Below are 17,069 nucleotides of genomic sequence, written 5' to 3'. Positions count from 1 at the left end.
CCCTCCTCTCCAGGGAGGGGAGCGCCGCGTTACCCGTGCTTCTTCTCGCGGGTCGATTCGACCATGCCTTCGCTGATGAAGCCGATCGGCATCGCCTCGGCCGCGCGCTTCTTCAGCTCGCCGCGCATTTTCCGGTACTCAACCTCCATCGCCTCGGTGACGGTTGCGCGCGAGTCCTTGAGCGCTTCGGCGAAGTCGGCGGCGGAGACTTGTTCCACGTCCCCGCCCACACGGCGCAGCGCGTTGAGACCGGCGCGGCGCACGACGTCTTCCAGATCCGCGCCGGTGAAGCGGTTGGTCTCGGCAGCCAGACCGGCGAGGTCGACGTCGCCTGCAAGCGGCATGTCGGCGGTGTGGATGCCGAGGATCTGCGCGCGTCCCTTCTGATCGGGCGTGCCGACGTAGACGAGCTCGTCGAACCGCCCGGGCCGTAGCAGCGCGGGGTCGACCAGCGTGGGCCGGTTGGTCGCGCCGATCACCACGACCGACTGCAGTTCCTCCAGCCCGTCCATTTCGGCCAGGATCGTGTTGACCACGCGGCCCGTGACTTGCGGCTCGCCCTGGCCGGAGCCGCGCGCAGGCACGAGACTGTCGATCTCGTCGATGAAGATCACGCAGGGAGCCACGGCCCGGGCGCGGGCGAACATGCGGGCGATCTGCTGCTCGCTCTCGCCGTACCACTTGGAGAGGAGGTCGGAACTCTTCATCGAGATGAAGTTGGCCTCGGCCTCCTTGGCAACCGCCTTGGCGAGCAGCGTCTTGCCCGTTCCCGGCGGGCCGTAGAGCAGGAAGCCCTTGGCCGGGCGGATGCCCAGACGACGGAATGCGTCGGGATTCTTGAGGGGTAGCTCGATGCCCTCCCTGAGCGTACCGATCGCGTCGTCGACGCCGCCGATGTCGTCCCAGCCGACGCGGGGCACCTGGACCATGACCTCGCGCATGGCCGAGGGCTGCACGCGCTTGAGCGCCGACAGGAAGTCCTCGCGAGTCACCGAGAGGGTGTCGAGCACCTCGGCGGGAATCGTGCGTTCGTCGAGGTTGAGCTTGGGCATGATCCGGCGGACCGCGTCGATCGCCGCCTCGCGCGCGAGTGCGGCGATATCGGCGCCGACGAAGCCATGCGTCACCCGCGCGAGCTCGTCGAGGTCGACCCTGTCGCCCAGCGGCATGCCGCGGGTGTGGATTGCGAGAATCTCGCGCCGGCCCTTCTCGTCGGGCACTCCGATCACGATCTCGCGGTCGAAGCGGCCGGGGCGCCGGAGCGCCTCATCGACCGCATCTGGCCGGTTGGTCGCGGCGATAACGACGAGATTCGATCGCGCCTCGAGCCCGTCCATCAGCGTCAGGAGCTGCGCGACGAGGCGCTTCTCCGCCTCGCCCGCGACCTGCGCACGCTTGGGCGCGATCGAATCGATCTCGTCGATGAACACGATCGCGGGCGCGTGCTTGGTCGCCTCCTCGAACACTTCGCGCAGGCGCTTCTCGCTCTCGCCGTAGCCGGAGCCCATGATCTCCGGCCCGTTGATGGTGAAGAACTGCGCATCGCTCTCGTTCGCGACCGCCTGCGCCAGCCGGGTCTTGCCGGTGCCGGGCGGGCCGTGGAGGAGCACGCCCTTGGGCGGATCGACGCCGAGCCGCGTGAACAGCTCCGGATAGCGCAGCGGCAGCTCGACCATTTCGCGAAGCTGCTGGATCGTGTCGTCCATGCCGCCGACGTCGTCGTAATTGACCACCGCACGCCCGGTCGGCGCCTCTTCGAATTCGGCGCGCAGCTCGACTTCGGTGTTCTCGTCGATGTGGACGATGCCCTTGGGCGCCGTCGACACGACCGTCAGGCGAATCTGGGTGAGCGCATAGGCCGGCGCGTTGAACATGCGCTGAACCTCGGCCGGCATGTTCTGGACCGGCTGCTGTCCCGTGGTTGCGACCAGATCGCCCGCGACGAGCGGCTTGCGGAAGAAGTTGCGCTTCAGTGCCTGGGTCGGCCCTTGGAGGCGCATCTCGCGGCTCGCGGGGGCGAAGACCACCCGCGAGGCAGGGCGCGATTCGGCGGCCTCCACACGCACGTGCTCGCCCGACCCGCACTCGGCGTTGTTGCGCTGGAGCCCGTCGAGACGGACCACGTCGAGCGACTGGTCCTCGTCGTAGGCCGCCATGGCGATCGCCGCCGTCATGCGCTTGCCGTGAATCTCGACCACGTCGCCCTCGGTGATGCCGAGAGCCTGGAAGGCGGAGCGGGGCAGCCGCGCGACCCCTCTTCCGCTTTCTTCCTGCCGAGCCGCCGCCACCTGGAGCCGGACCGCCTTATCCTCTACCGCCGTGTCGAGTTCGGCCATCCGTCCATTTCTCCGTGCTCTCGTCCAATGAGGTTACCGCCCTTAGCTAGGAACGGTTCACTGCGAGTCAAATGAACGAGCAGGCCATCGGTTGCCGGGCACGGCGCCGGGCGCTGCAAAGAAAAAAGGCCCGGTCGCGAGGACCGGGCCTTGAAAGTCTTGGGAGAGGATGCCTGTAAAGGCCTGCCCTATGTGCACTGCAGCACACTTTTGTGCAAGTGCGAAAAGCTCATTCCATAGTGCAAAATATGCAACTGTTATCGCTAACTTGTTCGATTTCATTCCATTCTTTGTCATGATCCCGTCATGAACCCCCACCGCCGCCGTCGGCACGAATCGCACATGCAGCGTAACCGGGGGTGACAGCAGATCGCGCTATGCCTAACAGCTTGGCACGATATGGAGGCCCGATGAACAAGCTCTATCCCGATGCCGTCGCCGCCCTCGAGGGGGTGCTGAAGGACGACATGCTCATCGCCGCGGGGGGCTTCGGCCTGTGCGGCATTCCCGAACGCCTGATCGACGCGATCCGCGATAGCGGGGTCACGGGGCTGACCTTCTGCAGCAACAATGCCGGCATCGACAACGAGGGGATCGGCAAGCTCCTGCGCACGCGGCAGGTGAAGAAGATGATCTCCTCCTATGTCGGCGAGAACAAGGAGTTCGAACGGCAGTTCCTCGCCGGCGAGCTCGAGGTCGAGTTCTGCCCGCAGGGAACCCTGGCCGAACGCATGCGCGCCGGCGGCGCGGGCATTCCGGGCTTCTACACCAAGACTGGCGTCGGCACGAAAGTGGCCGACGGGAAGGAAGTGAAGACCTTCGACGGGGAAGACTACATCCTCGAGCGTGGGATCTTCGCCGACCTCTCGATCGTCAAGGCATGGAAAGCCGACGAGACCGGCAATCTCATGTTCCGGAAGACGGCGCGCAACTTCAACCTGCCTGCCGCGACGTGCGGCAAAGTGTGCGTGGTCGAGGTCGAGGAAGTTGTGCCGGCCGGCACACTCGATCCGGACTGCATCCACCTGCCCGGCGTCTACGTCCAGCGGATGATCGTCGGCGCGCCCTACGACAAGAAGATCGAGTTCCGCACAGTCCGGGAACGCGAGGCTGCATGATCGTGCGGCGGCTCCAGGCCGCCCTCGCGGCATCGGCGCTCGCCCTCGTGCTCGGCGGCTGCGTCGCCGCGGCGATTCCGCTGGCCGCCGGGGGCGTCGTCCTTCGGAACGAGGCCCTGGACGACGACGAACCTGAGACGGAAGGCGCGCGCGAAGCTGATCAGGCGGACGCGATCGCGACCGAAGGCGAGCCTTTCGCGCCAGTCCTCGCCCAGGCCGGCGCGTACAATGCCTTTTTTACCTATGCGCGCGAACAGGCGGCGCTCGCCCCCGTTGCCGAGCCGCGCCATTCGGCGATCCTTGCGACGCCCGGCTCGCTGCAGCCCGAGAGGGTGGAATGCTCGGTTCGTCCCTCCGCTGTTCTGGTCGACCTCGACCCGGCTTCCGGTGCCCGCGATTTCGCCGCGCTTCCGTCCGATCCGGCGCTGGCACAAGGCCTTCACGCGCTGCGGCTGGAAGGCGTGTTCGTCTTCTGGATCAGCGATGCCTCGGCGGCGGAAGCCGGTACGCTGCGCAGACGCCTGACCGAGACAGGGCTCGATCCCACGACCGACGACGGCATCCTGCTCATGCGCCGGGCCGAGGACCGCAAGCAGCTTCGCCGCCAGGAGCTGTCGCAGACCCACTGCCTGGTCGCCATCCTCGGCGACGAGCGCGCGGATTTCGACGAGTTGTTCGACTACCTCAAGGACCCTGCCGCCGCCTCCGCGCTCGAGGCGCTCATCGGCAATGGCTGGTTCCTCGTCCCCACACTTCTCAACACCAAGGAAAGCTGACCATGCCCTGGGACCGCAACCAGATGGCCGCGCGCGCGGCGCAGGAGCTGCAAGACGGATACTACGTGAATCTCGGCATCGGCATCCCGACGCTGGTGGCGAACCATATCCCGGCCGGCATGCACGTCACGCTGCAGAGCGAGAACGGCATGCTCGGCATCGGCCCCTTCCCTTACGAGGGCGAGGTCGACGCCGACCTGATCAATGCCGGCAAGCAGACCATCAGCGAACTGCCGCACAGCGCCTATTTCGACAGCGCAGCGAGCTTCGCCATGATCCGCGGCGGGCATATCGACCTGACCGTGCTCGGCGCGATGGAAGTGGCCGAGAACGGCGACATCGCCAACTGGATGATCCCCGGCAAGATGATCAAGGGCATGGGTGGCGCAATGGACCTCGTCGCCGGCGTGAAGAAGATCATCGTCGTGATGGAGCACACCGCCAAGGACGGCAGCCCCAAGTTCATCCCCCAGTGCACCCTGCCCCTGACTGGCACCAACGTGGTCGACATGATCGTGACCGACCTCGCCGTGTTCCAGCGCCCCGACCACGACAGTCCGTTCAAGCTGATTGAGCTGGCACCGGGCGTCAGCGCCGAGGAAGTCGCCGAGAAGACGACGGCGAACTACGTCCGCTGAGCGCGCGATGAGCGGACCGGACACGCCGCTCGCCGGCCTGCGGGTGGTTGAGCTGGCCCGCGTCCTCGCGGGCCCGTTCGCCGGGCAGACGCTCGCTGATCTCGGCGCCGATGTGATCAAGATCGAAAGCCCCGAGGGCGACGGCACGCGCCGGTGGGGACCGCCGTGGATCGAGCACCGAGGCGAAACCGCGGCCGCGTATTACCACGCCTGCAATCGCGGGAAGCGCTCGGTCGTCGCGGACTTCGGCAAGGCGGAGGACCGCGCGATGGTCGCCGCGCTCTGCGCCGGGGCGGACGTGGTGATCGAGAATTTCAAGGCGGGCACGCTGGAGCGCTTCGGCCTCGATTATGCCGCCGTGGCGCAGGCCAACCCGCGCGTCGTCTATTGCTCCATCACCGGCTTCGGACAGGACGGTCCGCGGCGCGAGGAGCCGGGCTACGACTTCGTGATCCAGGGCATGAGCGGCCTGATGGCGATCACCGGGGAGCCCGGCGGCGCGCCGATGAAGATGGGCGTGTCGATCTCCGACCTGACCTGCGGGCTCTATTCGGTCATCGCGATCCAGGCCGCGCTCATGATGCGCGAGCGGACCGGCAAGGGGCAGCACATCGACATGGCACTGCTCGATTGCTCGGTCTCGCTGCTCGCCAACCAGGCAATGAGCTTTTTCGCAAGTGGCACGAGCCCGCCGCGCATGGGCAACGCGCACGCGCAAGTCGTCCCTTACGGGGTCTACCGGACGGCGGACGGCGAGGTGATCCTCGCGCCGGCGAACGACAAGCTATTCAAGGCGCTGATGCGCGCGCTCGGGCGCGACGACATGGCCCACGACCCCCGCCTGGCCGACAATGCAGGGCGGATTGCCAACCGCGAATGGATGGAAAGCGAGATCGTGCGGGAAGTGCGCAAGTGGCCGAACGAGGACCTGCTCGCCGCCTGCCGCGAGGCCGGCGTGCCGGCTGGCCCGATCAATGACTGCGTAGCCACGTTCGCCGATCCGCAAGTGAAGGCGCGCGGCATGGCGATCGCGCCCGGCGGCATTCCCGGTCTGCGCAGCCCGTTCTGCTTCTCGGATGCGGAGCTCGCGCTCGATCGCCCTTCCCCGCGCCATGGCGAACACCGCGCGGACAGGGGCTGGCGCGACCAGTCAGCCTAGCGCAGCCTTGAGGTCGGCAACGAGGTCGGTGCGCTCCCACGGGAAGTGGTCGCCCTCGGCCGCGCGGCCGAAATGGCCGTAGGCGGCGCTCTTGCGATAGATCGGCTTGTTGAGCCCCAGGTGCGTGCGTATCGCGCGCGGAGTCAGGCCCCCCAGCTTGTCGATCCCGCGGATCGCATCCTCGATGCGGTCGTCCGCGACCGTGCCCGTGCCGTGCGTGTCGACGTAGAGCGACAGCGGCTCGGACACGCCGATCGCATAGGCGAGCTGGATCGTGCAGCGCCGCGCGAGGCCAGCCGCGACGATGTTCTTGGCAAGATAGCGGCTGATGTAGGCGGCCGAGCGGTCGACCTTGGTCGGATCCTTGCCGCTGAATGCCCCGCCGCCGTGCGGGGCCGCCCCGCCGTAGGTGTCGACGATGATCTTGCGGCCCGTCAGGCCGGCGTCGCCGTCGGGCCCGCCGATCACGAACGTGCCGGTCGGGTTGATATGCCACTTGGTCTCGTCGGACAGGAACCCTTCCGGAAGAATCTCGCCGACGACCTGCTTCACATGGGCCTTGAGCTCGGCTTCCTTCTCGCCCTCGTCGTAGCCTTCGGCGTGCTGGGTCGAAACCACGATCGCGGTGGCCGCTTCGGGTTTGCCGTCGCGGTAACGCAGCGTGACCTGGCTCTTGGCGTCGGGCTCGAGAAACGGTGCCGCGCCGCTCTTGCGGTCCGCGGCCAGCCGCTGGAGGATCTTGTGGCTGTAGTCGATCGCCGCCGGCATCAGGTCGGGCGTCTCGTCACAGGCGAAGCCGAACATGATACCCTGGTCGCCGGCGCCTTCATCCTTGTTGCCGCTGGCATCGACCCCTTGTGCGATATGTGCGCTCTGCCCGTGCAGATGGTTTTCGAAAGTCAGCGTCTCCCAGTGGAAGCCGTCCTGCTCGTAGCCGATCTCGCGCACCGTATTGCGCACCGTGCTCTCGATCTCCGCGAGCGCACCATCGATCCATCGGCCGCTTTCGTAAACGCCCTTGCAGCGGAGCTCGCCTGCCAGCACGACGCGCTGCGTCGTCGTCAGCGTCTCGCACGCCACGCGCGCTTCCGGGTCCTTCGCCAGGAGCAGGTCGACGATTGCGTCGGAGATCTGGTCCGAAACCTTGTCGGGGTGTCCCTCGGAAACGCTTTCGGAAGTGAAGAGATAAGTGCTGCGCATGGGCGAAATTTCCGATATAAAGATAACTTTATGTCCGAAGCAGCGTCCTAGCCGCGCCGCAGCCGCGTGGCAACCAGCGATCCGGCGATCAACAGCACGGCCCAGCCGAGCGGGAGGCAGTTGCCGAGCTGCGCAAACCAGGTCGGCGCGAAAGCCGGCGGAATCACGCCGTCGATCCGGTCGGCCTGTCGCATGCCGATGTGCTGGCGGACAACGCCGCGCGCGTCGATCACCGCGCTGATCCCGGTGGTGGTGGAGCGCAGCACGGGCAGCCCCTCCTCGATCGCGCGCATGCGGGCCTGGGCGAGGTGCTGCGGAGGGCCCCAGGCGCCGAACCAGCCGTCGTTCGACGGATTGAAGATGTAATCGGGCCGATCGCCGCGATCGACAACCTGGCCGGAGAACACGATCTCGTAGCAGATCTGGATACCCGCCCGGCCCCATTCGCCGAGGTCGAGCGTGCGCGGCCCCGGCCCGGGCCAGAAGTCGATCGTCCCTGCCACCAGCCGCGTCGCGCCGAGCGGCTCGAGCAGCCAGCGCAGCGCCAGGTACTCTCCGAACGGCACGAGATGCGCCTTGTCGTAGCCGCCCACGATCTGCCCCTCTGCGTCGATCGCCGTCACCGCGTTGCGTGCGCCCGCGGCGCGGCCGTCGACGATCTCCAGATCGACCGCGCCGGTCAGCAGCATGCCGCCCTCGCCGATCACCCGGCCGATCCGCCAGCGAGCATAAGCCGGATCGCCCGCGGCGGTCATCTGATCGTAATAGCGCTGAGGATAGCCGTCCCGCAGGTAGTCGGGCACGCCCGATTCGGGCCACAGCACCAGCCGCCGCTCGCCTTCCTGTCCCGGCGCACGGGGCGCAGTGAGGCTGGCAATGCGCGCGAACTGCTCTTCGAACTTGGCGGGGTTGTCGAGGTCCTGCTGGCGAATGTCGGGCTGGATCAGGGTGTAGCGCAGTGTGCCTTGCTCGGCCGGCGGCGCGGGCCAGTACATGCCGATCACGAGAAGCCCCGAAACCGCCCCGAAAGGCACCCAACGCCGCTCGCGCAGCAGCACGACCAGGAGGAACCCGATCAGCGCGGCGAGGCCCGACAGCGCGTAGGTCCCCGTCCACGGCAGCAGCGCGGCGAGCCCCGGCCGGTCGAACGGGCCCAGAAAAATCAGCCCCAGCGGATCCCAGGCAAAGCCGGTGAAGACCCAGCTCCGCAGCCATTCGGAGATCGTCCATGCGCCGCCGAGCAGGCAGGCCGCGGCGCCCGCGCCGAGGCGGCGGCCGAGCCACCAGACGGTCAGCCCAGCGACTGCCGGATAGATGGCGAGGTACAGCGCAAGCAGCGGTACGGCGAACCAGCCGAGCCAGGCGGGCATCTCGGATTGATAGGTGAAGGCCGTCGCGATCCAGTTGTTCGCGAGCGTGAAGTGCGCGAGGCCGAAAATCCAGCCGCGCAAGAGGGCCGCGCGCCAGGTCGGCGCCGCCAGCGCGAGCATGGCGAAACCGCCGATCGCGAGCAGCGCCAGCGGCCAGAGGTGGAGCGGCGGGAAACCCGTCGCAGCGGGCAGCCCACACAGCGCCGCGGACAGACCGGGATGCGCGGTGAACCAATTGCCGATCCGGCCCATACGGCTCATGCCCGCACCGCCCCGACTATCGCTTCCCGCTGGCCGAGATCAGCCGACCGCCTGCACCGTTTCGCCCCCGTCGGCGGCGTCGGCCGCCTCGGCAGGTTCCGCGGTCTTGCGAGCACGCGAGACACGCTTCTTCTTCGGCGGCTCGCCTTCGGTCTTGTCGCCGATCGCGGGAGGAAGGGCCGAGGCGTCGATCTCGCCATCGTCCGTTGCAGGCGATTCGCTGCGCGCCTTGCGCGTCCGTCGCCCTTCGCTCCGCGGCTTGCCTGTGCGCTTGAACGGGTTCTCGGCAGGTTCGAACTCGGAACCCTCGCCTTCGCCCGCCTCGCCGTCGTCGCGATCGCCGGCATCCGCGCGGCCGTTCGCATCGTCGCGGCGGCTGCGCGTGCTGCGCGGCTGACGGCGACGGCTTTCGCCCTCGTCCTCGTCTCCGTCCTCGTCGTCCTGATCGCGCTCCTCGTAGCGCTTGCCGCGCTGCTCGTCCTGGCGTGCCTTGTTGTCGGCGATGACGCGGAAGTAGTGATCGGCGAACTGCAGGTAGTATTCCGCCTGCACGCGGTCGCCATTGTGCTGGGCGTCCTGCGCCAGCTTCTTGTACTTGTCGAGCAACTGGGGCGCGTTGCCGCGGGCCCTGCTATCGATCCGGTTTGCCTGGTTGCCGCCGCCCTGCGGGCGATTGCCGCGGCCGCGGCGGCGATTACTACGATGATTGTTCAAGGAAATCTCTTCCTCATTCGGGACCGCCCTTACGGCACCATTGCCCGCGCGGTCGCATGACCCCTCGCCGCGTCCGCGCGTATGCGGATCGCGGGTGTCCGATCTGCACCTCTACAGGTCTGCTGCCCGGTAGGTTGCAAATGTCGGAACGAGACCCAGCCGGGAGGCGAACAAGTCGCGAACCGGGAGGTCTTGCCCCAGAGTTAGCTATCGCAATGCCCTTTGCCAACCCCCTTACGCAAAATCAGCGCCCGTGGCCGGTCGGCGAGATCGCGGCGCAGCTCCGCCGAGAAGCCCGCCTGACGGGCGATGGCGGAGACCGCATCCGCCTGCGCCGCCCCAATTTCGAGCACCGCCAGTCCTGCGGGTGCGAGCAAGGCGGGGAGCTGGGGAATCAGCGCGCGATAGTCGTCGAGCCCCTCCGGCCCGGCAAACAGCGCCCCGGCCGGCTCGTACCGGCGTACCGAGGGGGCGATCGTAGCCGCGTCCTCGACATAGGGCGGGTTGGCGATCACGCGGTCGAACTGGCCGAGATTCTCTCCCCAGCCGGGCACATGCCAGTCGCGGGGAAGCAGCCGCGCCCGGCGCTCCACGTCCAGCCGGGCCGCGTTGTCTCTCGCCACGGCGAGCGCGCCGGGCGAACGGTCGATCCCGACACCTTGCCAGCCCGGCCTCTCCGCCAGAAAGCTCAGAAGGAGCGCGCCAGAGCCCACGCCCAGGTCGAGCACGCGGCCGCGTGCGCCTGCGCCTTCCAGCGCCGCGGCAAGCGTCGCCTCGCTGTCGGCGCGCGGGATCAGCACGTCGGGGGTGACGCGGAACGATCGTCCGTAGAATTCCTGCTCGCCGACGATGTAGGCCACCGGCTCATGCGCTGCGCGCCGTTCGAGCAGCGCCGCGAACCCTTTCGGCGCAGCATCGCGCATGTGCCGTAGCAAGAGCTCCGAGCGCGACACGCCGAGCGCATGAGCCATCAAGACCTCGGCATCGAGTCGCGCCGTGTCCGAGGTCACCTCCAGCCGCTCCGCCGCCGCGCGCAGCGCCCCGGCGACCGTCGCGTGATCCTCAGCCATCCATCGCGGCGAGGCGCTTGGCCTCGTCTTCAGCGGTGAGGGCGTCGATCAGTTCGGCAAGGCCGGGGCCGGCGAGGACTTCGTCGAGCTTGTGCAGGGTCAGGCCGATGCGGTGGTCGGTCACGCGCCCTTGCGGGAAGTTGTAAGTGCGGATGCGTTCGGAGCGGTCGCCGCTGCCGACCATGGCCTTGCGCGCCTCGGCCTCGGCCCCTTGCGCCTCCGCGCGTTTGAGGTCGTAGAGCCGGGTGCGCAGGACCTGCATCGCCTTGGCGCGGTTCTTGTGCTGGCTGCGCTCGTCCTGCTGGATCACGACGAGGCCGGTCGGCAGGTGGGTCAGGCGCACGGCGGAATCGGTCGTGTTGACGTGCTGCCCGCCCGCGCCGGACGCGCGATAGATGTCGATCTTGAGGTCCTTGTCGTCGATCTCGACATCGACCTCGCTCGGCTCGGGCAGCACGGCCACCGTCGCCGCCGAGGTATGGATGCGCCCGCCGCTCTCGGTTACCGGCACGCGCTGGACCCGGTGGACGCCGCTTTCGAACTTGAGCTTCGCGAACACGCCCTGGCCCGAGACGTTGGCGACGATCTCCTTGAACCCGCCGATGTCGCTAGCGTTCATCGAGATCGTCTCGACGCGCCAGCCGTTCTCCGCAGCGAAGCGCTCGTACATGCGGAACAGGTCCGCCGCGAACAGTGCCGCTTCGTCCCCGCCGGTGCCGGCCCGGATTTCGAGCATCGCGGGCCGCGCGTCGGCGGCATCGCGCGGGAGCATGGCCACCGCCAGCGCGCGCTCCGCCTCGGGCAAGTCGGCCCGCAGGCGCATGATCTCTTCCTCGGCCAGCGCCTTCATGTCGGGGTCGGCGTCATCGAGCTTCTCGAGCTCCACCAGCTCGGCGCGCATCGTCCGCACGTCCTCCGCCGCGCGCGCGACGGGCTCGAGCTCGGCATAATCGCGGCTCGCGGCCACGAAGGCCTCGCCCTCGAGCGTGCCCGACGCCAGACGCGCCTCGAGCTCGGCGAAGCGATGCGCGATCTGGTCGAGACGTTCGGCGGGGATGGTCATGCGAGGCCTTCCCCGTGCCCGTCATGCTGAACGCGTTGCAGCGTCGATCGAGCCTCCGCCGCCGTCTGCGCCGTTGGAGAGATGGACCCTGAAACGAGTTCAGGGTGACGAAGAAGACAGATCATCGATTCTCTGCTTCAATGATCGGACGGATCAGCTCTGCAATCCTCTCGACCAACTCGGTGGAGCCGCGCAAACCCGAAACGACCTTCTCGTTGTCGATATTGAGGCTGACGATGGCCCGCGCGTTAGACTTCGCCGCCTTGTCGAACCGCTTTTTTGGTGAACCGCTAGCGATCATATCCACTGATAACCCCGAACGACGGAGCTGGGCGAGAATCCTCTGTCCAGCGACGGCGGCACGGTCATCCTCAACGGCGATGCTCACATCCAACGCATCGATCGCAATCTGACCTGCTTCTCCCACCAGCATCGCCAGCCGCTCGATCCCGGCGGCCCATCCCACCGCCCGCGTCGCGGGGCCGCCGAGGCTTTCCATCAGGCCATCGTAGCGCCCGCCGCCAATCACGGTTCCCTGCGCGCCGAGGCGGTCGGTGACGAATTCGAAGGCGGTGTGGCGGTAGTAGTCGAGCCCGCGGACCAGCGAGGGTTCGCGAGCCCATGCGACGCCTGCGGCGTCCAGCCCGGCGGTGACCGCGCCGAAGAAGTCCTGCGCCTCGCCGCTCAGGAAGTCGTCGATCTTCGGCGCATCGGCGACGAAGGCGCGGTCGCGCGGGTCCTTGCTGTCGAGAATGCGCAGCGGATTGCGCTCCAGCCGGTCCTGCGAATCCTCGCTCAGCTCCGCGCGGTGGGCGGCGAAGTAGTCGACCAGCGCCGCGCGCCAGGCCTCGCGGCTGTCGCCGTCGCCGAGCGTGTTCAGTTGCAGCGTCACCCCGTCCGCGATCCCGAGCTCCTTCAGGAGCTGGTCGGCCATCGCCAGCAGCTCGACGTCCGCCTGCGGTTCGGCCGCGCCGATCACCTCGGCGTCGAGCTGGTGGAACTGGCGGTAGCGGCCCTTCTGCGGCCGCTCGTAGCGGAACAGCGGCCCGTGCGTCGCGACCTTGAGCGGCGCGTACTGGCGCCAGCCGTTCGTCAGATAGGCGCGCGCGATCCCGGCGGTGAATTCGGGCCGCAGGGTCAGCGATTCGCCGCCGCGATCCTCGAACGAATACATTTCCTTCGAAACCACGTCGGTCGTCTCGCCGAGCGAGCGGGCGAAGACCTCGGTCCGCTCGAACACCGGCATCTCCACCCGGCGGAAGCGGTAGAGCCGCCGCACGCGTTCGAACGTCTCGACCACGTGGGCGAAGGCCTCGGCCTCGGCTCCGAAAATATCCTGCGTTCCACGGATGGCCTGAGGAGTCTTGCTGGGCGTCTTCGACATGGTTCGCGCGATTAGGAGCATGCGCCCCCTTCCGCAATCCTGCACCAGCCGCTAGACGCGCCGGCGCGAAGTCCTGGGAGAGGGGCCGACCGCAGAAAAACGAGAGAACGCATGCGCATCGACATGGTCCCTGTGGGCGACAACCCGCCCGAAAGCCTCAATGTCATCATCGAGGTTCCGACCGGCGGCGAGCCGGTGAAGTACGAGTTCGACAAGGAAAGCGGTGCACTGTTCGTCGACCGCATCCTGCACACGCCGATGCGCTATCCGGCGAACTACGGCTTCGTGCCGCATACGCTGAGCCCCGACGGCGACCCACTCGACGCGCTGGTCATCTCGCGCAGCCCGTTCATCCCCGGCTGCGTCGTGCGCGCGCGGCCGATCGGGGTGCTCAACCTCGAGGACGAGCACGGCGGCGACGAGAAGCTCGTCTGCGTGCCGATCGACACGACATTCCCCTATTATTCGGACGTGGCGGAGACGAAGGACCTGCCCTCGATCATCTTCCAGCAGATCGAGCACTTCTTCACCCATTACAAGGATCTGGAGAAGGAGAAGTGGGTTCGCATCGGCCAATGGGGCGACGCCGCCGCCGCCAAGCGGATCGTGCTCGAATCGATCGAGCGGGCGAAGGGCTGAGCCCCCCGCGAAGGCGGGGACCTCTGGCTTCTGTTGCGAGCCCCAGCGGAGGCTGGGGCCTCAGGCAGTTAGGGCGACTAGGCGGCCTGAGGTCCCAGCCTTCGCTGGGACTCGGGTTATTGTCATTCCCCGGTAGTTGTTAGCCGCTACTCCACCGGCCGTTTCGGGTCGAGCAGGTCCTGGCCGCCATCCTGGGCGCGCTCCGCCTCGACCATTCTTGCGACCTCTTCGTGGGGCGCCACGTCGGGCGGCTCTTCCTCACGGGCTCGCGGCGCAGGCGGAGCGGCGGCTTCTCCGTCCTGCGTCTCCGCCGTGTTCCCGAACGGAAGTGGCGCGGAACGAGGGTCGAAACGGAGGCGATAGATCGGCTCGGGCAGCGCAAATCCGCCTGCCTCCAAAGTCGCCTTGACCGCCGCGATCGCGCGGCTGCGCGCCTTGTACCAGTCGGTCTCCCGCTGATCGACCCAGCCGAAGAACCTGAGCACGATGTTAGAATCGCCGACTTCGACCACGCCGGCGTCGGGAGCCGGATCGGCCAGGACGAAGGGTAAGGCCGCCAGCGCATCGCGCCCGACCCGGCGGCCGGCATCCGGATCGTCGCCGGCATCGATCCCGAGGTCGAAGTCGAAGCGTCGCTGCGGGTTGCGCGTATAGTTGACGATCACGGCCTTGAAGACAGTCGAGTTGGGAATGCGCAGGTGATTGCCATCGAGCGTCATCAGCACCGTCGCGCGGCTGGTCAGGCGAACCACGCGCCCTTCCATCTGGTCGATCAGCACGTGATCGTTGGCCCGGAACGGCTGGCGCAGGCTGAGCATCAGCGAGGCGACGTAGTTCTCGATCGTTTCGCGCATGGCGAAGCCCAGCGCGATGCCGATCACGCCGGCACCGCCGAGCACCGCCCCCATCAGCGCACCTGCACCGAGGAGGTCGAGCGCGACAACCACACCGATCAGGACGAAGCCGAACCGGATCGCGCTCGCGACGAGATCGGCGAGGAACACGTTCGGCAGGAGCCGCCGCCAGAGCCCGCCGAGTCCGGCGATGAAGTATCCGGCAAAGGCGAACGCCAGCGCGAGTGCGAACGCCACGCCTATCAGCGGGAGCATGGCGAGGAACGCCTGGAAACGCTCCGACACGCTGCCGAGCGCGGTGAGGTTGCGATCGACCGAGACGTCCCGCGCGATTCGGTTCTCGACCGTCGCGACGCCCGCGACCCGGCTGGCGATCCGCTCGGCCCGTTCGATGTCATCGGCAGCCGGGACGGTGCCCGCAAGAGTCACCACTCCCTGGCGGACGGCGACCTCCACGCCCGAGAGTGCCTCGATCTCGCCGAAGATCGCCCGGATGCGCCCGGCAATGCGCGCATCGGCCCCGGCGTCCTGCCGGTCGGCGATCGCCGGTTCGGGTGTCGACGGGGTTGCGACATCCTCTGGTGTGGCCGGTATCACCGCAGCCGCGGCCGGTGCGGCGATCAGAAGCAGCCCCACCGCGAGCGCGTGGACCGCACGCGCCGTCACGCCCCCGCCACCGTCATGCCGTCCACCCGCAGCGTGGGGACATTGACCGCGCGGTGCATCTCCAGGTCGTCGGCTGCACGAAGGCCTGCGAACATTGCCAGCAAGTTCCCGGCGATGGTGAATTCGGCGATGGGGCCGGCGACTTCGCCGTTCACGATGCGAAAGCCCGAAGCGCCCCGGCTGTAATCGCCCGTGACCGGGTTGACGCCTTGGCCGACCAGCTCGGTGACGAGCACGCCCTCGGCGACATCCGCCATCAGCTCCGCGCGCGAGACAGGGCTTGCGGGGATGTGCAGATTGCTCGCCGAAACACCCGGTGTCCCCCCGCCGCGGGAGGCGTGGCCGGTGGGGGCGAGGCCGAGCTTGTTCGCACTCGCCACATCGAGCAGCCAGCCGCCGAGCACGCCGCGCTCGACCAGCTTGCGCGGCAGGCATCCCAAGCCCTCGCCGTCGAACGGACGCGAGCGCAGGCCGCGCTGCAGGTGCGGATCTTCGACCACCTCGATCGCTTCGGGAAAGACCGCCGCGCCTTCGCGACCGAGCAGAAAGCTCGATCCGCTGGCGATCGCCGGGCCCGCCATCGCGCCGACGAGGTGGCCGACCAGCGATGCACCGACGCGCGGATCGAACAGCACGGGCATCCGACCGCCTTTCGGGACTTCGGGATTCAGCCGGGCGACGGTCCGTTCGCCGGCGAGGCGGCCGATCTCCCTGGGCGAGGGCAGGTCCGCGAAATGGCGCGCCGTGCGCATCGCATAGTCGCGCTGCATGGCGGAACCCTGCCCGCCGATCACGACGGCGCTCAGCGAATGGTGCGTCGCGCCGTAGGCACGCGCAAAGCCATCGCTCGTCGCCAGCGCGAAGAGCGAGCGTCCGAACGAGGCCCCGCCGCCCTCGCTGTTGGTCACGCCGTCCACCGCGCGCGCGGCATCCTCGGCTGCCATGGCGCGTTCGCGCAGGGCCTCGGGACCGGGCTCGCGGCTGTCTTCCAGATCGAGCGTGGGCGCGGTGCCGCGGTCGAGCAGGTCCCGCGGTGCCAGGCCGGCGTGCGGATCTTCGGGTGCGACGCGCGCCATGGCCACGGCTCGCTCGGCCAGGTCGTCCAGTGCGGCGGGGGCGAAATCGCTGGTCTCGATCGAGGCCGAGCGCGCGCCAACGAAAACGCGCAGCGCGATCTCCTCGCTCTCCGACCGTTCGACTTCCTCGAGCTGACCGAGGCGGACGGTCACGCTTTCGGACGATTGCGCGCGGGCGGCGGCGTCGGCCGCATCGGCGCCGTGGCGGCGCGCCGCCTCAATCAGCTGTGCACAGCGGGCGAGCGCAGTCTCGCCGTCGATCATCGATTGGTCTCGGGAGTGATCATGCGCCCCAGCTAGGGCGCGTGCGGTCCCGCCGCAAGGCGAGGTTCAGGCCGCGAGCGCCGCGATACCCATGAACAGGCCGGTGAGAACCAGGGGCAGGCAGATCGCAAGCGCCCAGAGCAGCACCTGATCGCGCCGATAGGCGCCCGCGAGCGCGGGGTCGGCCGCCTCTTCGCCCGAAAGGTCGCGCCAGCGCTTCTCGAACCAGCGGCATGCCGGGATGATGCCTGCGACCAGCACGACGAGCGCGAGATAGGGCAGGATCGAGGATCCGACTTCCTTGATCGCATGGACGGTGATGAAAATCTGCAGTGCGGTGTAGACGAGCAGAGCGTAGGCGACGTTGTCGCTCATGCCCTTGCGCCAGTCGCGCGCCGCGTGGCGGCCGGCCGCGTGGTTGTATCCCCTGCCTTCGTCAGTCCGGTGCAGCGCCTTCACCATGCGCTTTCTCCCAATGTCC

At 68.1% G+C, this 17,069-nt stretch carries 15 protein-coding genes; 5 read left to right on the top strand and 10 right to left on the bottom strand.

From position 1 onward, the window contains the following. Positions 1–29: 29 nt before the first annotated feature. Entirely contained in the window at positions 30–2,336 is a 2,307-nt protein-coding gene (locus tag ETX26_RS13925; protein ID WP_129525240.1) for a CDC48 family AAA ATPase, read from the bottom strand. 410 nt (positions 2,337–2,746) lie between these two features. Here ETX26_RS13925 and ETX26_RS13920 point away from each other — a divergent pair, with 410 nt between their 5' ends. The 4 genes from ETX26_RS13920 to ETX26_RS13905 are packed head-to-tail and all read left to right on the top strand — an operon-like array spanning position 2,747 to position 6,027. Then, complete coding sequence (locus tag ETX26_RS13920) at positions 2,747–3,454, top strand: CoA transferase subunit A (protein WP_129525239.1); 708 nt, start codon at positions 2,747–2,749, stop codon at positions 3,452–3,454. Next, positions 3,451–4,230, top strand: a complete 780-nt coding sequence (locus ETX26_RS13915) for an HAD family hydrolase (protein WP_129525238.1) — start codon at positions 3,451–3,453, stop codon at positions 4,228–4,230. The genes ETX26_RS13920 and ETX26_RS13915 overlap by 4 nt, the downstream gene beginning before the upstream one ends. A gap of 2 nt (positions 4,231–4,232) precedes the next feature. After that, positions 4,233–4,868, top strand: a complete 636-nt coding sequence (locus ETX26_RS13910) for a CoA transferase subunit B (RefSeq protein WP_129525237.1) — start codon at positions 4,233–4,235, stop codon at positions 4,866–4,868. Between the two features lie 7 nt (positions 4,869–4,875). Next, the gene (locus ETX26_RS13905) at positions 4,876–6,027 is read left to right on the top strand and encodes a CaiB/BaiF CoA transferase family protein (RefSeq protein ID WP_129525236.1); all 1,152 of its coding nucleotides are present in this window, start codon (positions 4,876–4,878) and stop codon (positions 6,025–6,027) included. Here the strand turns inward: ETX26_RS13905 and metK are convergent. From metK to hisS, 6 genes are all read right to left on the bottom strand, one after another. After that, on the bottom strand, positions 6,019–7,227 hold the full coding sequence (gene metK / locus ETX26_RS13900; RefSeq protein WP_129525235.1) for a methionine adenosyltransferase: 1,209 nt from the start codon (positions 7,225–7,227) through the stop codon (positions 6,019–6,021). The two genes, ETX26_RS13905 and metK, sit on opposite strands and share 9 nt — an antisense overlap. 47 nt (positions 7,228–7,274) lie before the next feature. Continuing rightward, complete coding sequence (gene lnt, locus ETX26_RS13895) at positions 7,275–8,849, bottom strand: apolipoprotein N-acyltransferase (RefSeq protein WP_129525405.1); 1,575 nt, start codon at positions 8,847–8,849, stop codon at positions 7,275–7,277. Positions 8,850–8,897: 48 nt separating this feature from the next. Then, complete coding sequence (locus ETX26_RS13890) at positions 8,898–9,572, bottom strand: DUF4167 domain-containing protein (protein WP_129525234.1); 675 nt, start codon at positions 9,570–9,572, stop codon at positions 8,898–8,900. Positions 9,573–9,775: 203 nt separating this feature from the next. Continuing rightward, on the bottom strand, positions 9,776–10,642 hold the full coding sequence (gene prmC, locus ETX26_RS13885) for a peptide chain release factor N(5)-glutamine methyltransferase (protein ID WP_129525233.1): 867 nt from the start codon (positions 10,640–10,642) through the stop codon (positions 9,776–9,778). Then, positions 10,635–11,705, bottom strand: a complete 1,071-nt coding sequence (prfA, locus tag ETX26_RS13880; protein WP_129525232.1) for a peptide chain release factor 1 — start codon at positions 11,703–11,705, stop codon at positions 10,635–10,637. The genes prmC and prfA overlap by 8 nt, the downstream gene beginning before the upstream one ends. 121 nt (positions 11,706–11,826) lie before the next feature. After that, a complete protein-coding gene (gene hisS / locus ETX26_RS13875) occupies positions 11,827–13,089 on the bottom strand; it encodes a histidine--tRNA ligase (RefSeq protein WP_129525231.1) in 1,263 nt (420 codons plus the stop codon). A gap of 111 nt (positions 13,090–13,200) precedes the next feature. Between hisS and ppa the strand changes: the two genes are divergently transcribed. Further along, positions 13,201–13,728 (top strand): inorganic diphosphatase, encoded by a 528-nt coding sequence (ppa, locus tag ETX26_RS13870; RefSeq protein ID WP_129525230.1) that lies wholly within the window; start codon positions 13,201–13,203, stop codon positions 13,726–13,728. A gap of 146 nt (positions 13,729–13,874) precedes the next feature. Here the strand turns inward: ppa and ETX26_RS13865 are convergent, their stop codons facing one another. The 3 genes from ETX26_RS13865 to ETX26_RS13855 form a co-directional block, all read right to left on the bottom strand. Continuing rightward, positions 13,875–15,248, bottom strand: coding sequence for a mechanosensitive ion channel family protein (locus ETX26_RS13865; RefSeq protein WP_129525229.1), 1,374 nt, complete (start codon positions 15,246–15,248; stop codon positions 13,875–13,877). Continuing rightward, complete coding sequence (locus ETX26_RS13860; protein WP_129525228.1) at positions 15,245–16,588, bottom strand: TldD/PmbA family protein; 1,344 nt, start codon at positions 16,586–16,588, stop codon at positions 15,245–15,247. Before ETX26_RS13860 ends, ETX26_RS13865 begins: the two co-directional genes overlap by 4 nt. Before the next feature lie 66 nt (positions 16,589–16,654). Further along, on the bottom strand, positions 16,655–17,050 hold the full coding sequence (locus ETX26_RS13855; protein WP_129525227.1) for a hypothetical protein: 396 nt from the start codon (positions 17,048–17,050) through the stop codon (positions 16,655–16,657). Positions 17,051–17,069 lie beyond the last annotated feature (19 nt).

It is taken from the genome of Pelagerythrobacter rhizovicinus (assembly GCF_004135625.1).
In the GTDB taxonomy this organism is placed as follows: domain Bacteria; phylum Pseudomonadota; class Alphaproteobacteria; order Sphingomonadales; family Sphingomonadaceae; genus Pelagerythrobacter; species Pelagerythrobacter rhizovicinus.
Note: the sequence above shows the minus strand (reverse complement) of the source record. Positions and strands in the feature narration are given on the sequence as shown.